This is a genomic window from Winogradskyella arenosi, from assembly GCF_003337305.1.
Taxonomy (GTDB): domain Bacteria; phylum Bacteroidota; class Bacteroidia; order Flavobacteriales; family Flavobacteriaceae; genus Winogradskyella; species Winogradskyella arenosi.
This window is the reverse complement of the sequence record NZ_QPJO01000018.1, coordinates 1-2,533: the sequence shown is the minus strand read 5'-3', so window position 1 is coordinate 2,533 and position 2,533 is coordinate 1. Positions and strand designations below refer to the sequence as shown.

At 27.7% G+C, this 2,533-nt stretch carries 3 protein-coding genes; all 3 read left to right on the top strand.

Annotated features, from left to right (window positions below; all coding sequences use genetic code 11):
• Positions 1 to 590: 590 nt before the first annotated feature.
• Positions 591 to 1,109 (top strand): hypothetical protein, encoded by a 519-nt coding sequence (locus tag DFQ08_RS15965; protein WP_114311039.1) that lies wholly within the window; start codon positions 591 to 593, stop codon positions 1,107 to 1,109.
• A 332-nt stretch (positions 1,110 to 1,441) separates the two neighbouring features.
• Entirely contained in the window at positions 1,442 to 1,885 is a 444-nt protein-coding gene (locus DFQ08_RS15960; RefSeq protein WP_114311038.1) for a hypothetical protein, read from the top strand.
• Positions 1,886 to 1,891: 6 nt separating this feature from the next.
• Positions 1,892 to 2,311, top strand: coding sequence for a UPF0158 family protein (locus DFQ08_RS15955; RefSeq protein ID WP_114311037.1), 420 nt, complete (start codon positions 1,892 to 1,894; stop codon positions 2,309 to 2,311).
• Positions 2,312 to 2,533 lie beyond the last annotated feature (222 nt).

Below are 2,533 nucleotides of genomic sequence, written 5' to 3'. Positions count from 1 at the left end.
GTAGTCTCTGCGTATATAATAACCTTATTCCTCTCTTTTGTTCTTTCTAATTTATAGATCTTAATTTAGTGTTTTTATTAAAATGCTAACTTAAGCCGTATATAATTTATTGCTAATTCTAGCCTACTCACGAAAATCCTCGCGGATTTTCTATTTGGTTTGTATTTGCTAAATTAGGTGCTTAAAACACGCAACAAACCATATACAAACACGTTATGCCATATCGTTAACAACACTTTAACTTTATATTAGTAAAAATATATTTATTTTTAGTTTAATAACGTAGAAAATATGTTACTATATGGTATTTAGGATTGCCTGTCCAAAATCGGTTATGTGAAAACGACTACCGAAATAAAAGAAGAAGTCGTCGAGCTTAAATAACAACAGTTTTACGTTATAGCGAAGTGAGTTAAGAAACATTCTTTAAATCGTCGCACGAAATTTTATATAAGCGACATAAATACTATGATAATGAACAAATTTGGAAAATATGTGCCATTTATGATATTAATTATGGCCGTTACGTTTAGGTTAACTGGTGGTATGTGGGCAACTGCTGGAGCTGGTATTAAAGAATTATTTTAGATATGAAAAATCTAATTCTATTATTATGTTTTATACCAATTTCAGTAATTGGTCAAGACCGTACATATTCTTTTCACTCTTTTAGCGATGGTGCTACGATCAACACAGTTTCTGACACATTATCGTTTGAAATTCTAAATGATAACTACAAAAATAGAGATTCAACATTTATAATGAATGATGAAAAGATATGTTTCATTGATGAAGACTTTGCTGTAATAAGAAAAAAACTTTTTCTAACAAACAAAAAATTTAAATTTAAAAAAAAGTTATTTTCGAATAAAACTAAAGTTATTGATTTAGAAACTGGGGTGTCTTTAATTGATTTTGAAGTTGATTTCAAAAATAATATGCTATATGCTTTTATTAATGAAGATATAAAATTTCAATACAATTCTAAAGAATGGAAGATTATAGAACATTTTGGTTTTTTCAAACAACTAAAGTATATTTATTTTAACAGCAATAATGAAGACGTAAAAGATAGTGTAATTATAGGATTAATAGCTGGACTTCTATAATTATTTTTACGATTTTAAACTGATTTAGTAGAGCGATTGATTAATAAATGAAATTCGATCGCTCTATTTTTATGTAAACAAAATACGGAGTCAAATATATACCGATAATTGACATGGCATAACAACGTATATAAAAAATAGCGCGAGTCGTTGCTAAAAAAAGGTTCTGTCATTTTTATGAAGTCGCCAAATTTTTAAATTTGACGATTTCCCAAAAATAAATAGTAAAATTTAAAAATTCGGCTTGTGTTTAATCCGAATAGATAACGCTTATTTTCAGCGCTACTTTTCATATACACAACCGTTGTGCGCAAGCTGAAAAAACATTCTGAATGGACTATAAACTTTTGATTTCTATATTAGCTTTGACTATTTCTCTTGTAAGTTTGAGTTGGAATATCTATAACAAAATAAGGAGTGAAAAAAAGAAATTATTGATTCATAGTTATAAAAGTAAACATAAAGATAATTTTCAATGCGTTATAACTTTAACTAACATTGGAAATAAACCTATTTTTATAAGAAGAATTGAATTACACGAAAAAATTAAAGGAGAATCATTTAATCGTCATTTAGACTTTGATGAATATCGAGAAGAATTTAAAAACAAACCTATAAATCCAGAAAATTGGCGAACTCTAATTTTTAAAGACACAAAATATTTCGGATTTTATGATAATGAACTTAAGAAGTTTAAGAAAACTAAAATTACGGTTGTTGACCCAAAAGGGAAAAAATATACAACAAAATGGTTTGGACAAAATAATTTACGTTGATTTAAAATGAAAAGTATCGATTTAAATATAATCAGAGAAATTGCGCAAGAACTAGATTGCGGAAATGACTGCTATTATAATATTAAGACTAATGAAATTTTAGCATTACCGAATTTCTCGCAAATATTCGATGAAGAAGAATTTAAAGAGTCTTTTAAAGAAAGTATAGAAAAGATAGAACAACACAAAGCTGATTTTATCAAAATTGAAGTTTTGGAAAGTTTTGAATCTTTTAAAATTATGGAGCGATTTGTTGAGCAAATAACTGACATAAAACTTCAAATGGAATTAGAGAATATTTTGACAAATAAAAAGCCTTTTCAGAATTTCAAGCATAAAATAGACCAGTCTGAATTTAGACAAAGTTGGTTTGAATTTAAGCAAAGTGAATTGGAAAAAAATGTGGAAAACCAATTAAATAGCTAAAAAAGCCTGCGCACAACACCGTATATAATTTATTGCTAGTTCTAGCCTACTTACGAAAATCCTCGCGGATTTTCTATTCGGTATTTATTTGCTAACTTTAGTGCTTAAACCACGCAACAAACCATATACAAACACGTTGTACGTAAGCTACCAAAAACACGCAGAAAAACAAAGACTGAATGAATCACACCCAAATTTATACAACTCGAAAACTTGAAAAAA

Coding starts and splice junctions, on each gene's coding strand:
- DFQ08_RS15955 (WP_114311037.1), top strand. CDS start 1,892: ATGAAAAGTATCGATTTAAATATAATCAGAGAAATTGCGCAAGAACTA.
- DFQ08_RS15965 (WP_114311039.1), top strand. CDS start 591: ATGAAAAATCTAATTCTATTATTATGTTTTATACCAATTTCAGTAATT.
- DFQ08_RS15960 (WP_114311038.1), top strand. CDS start 1,442: ATGGACTATAAACTTTTGATTTCTATATTAGCTTTGACTATTTCTCTT.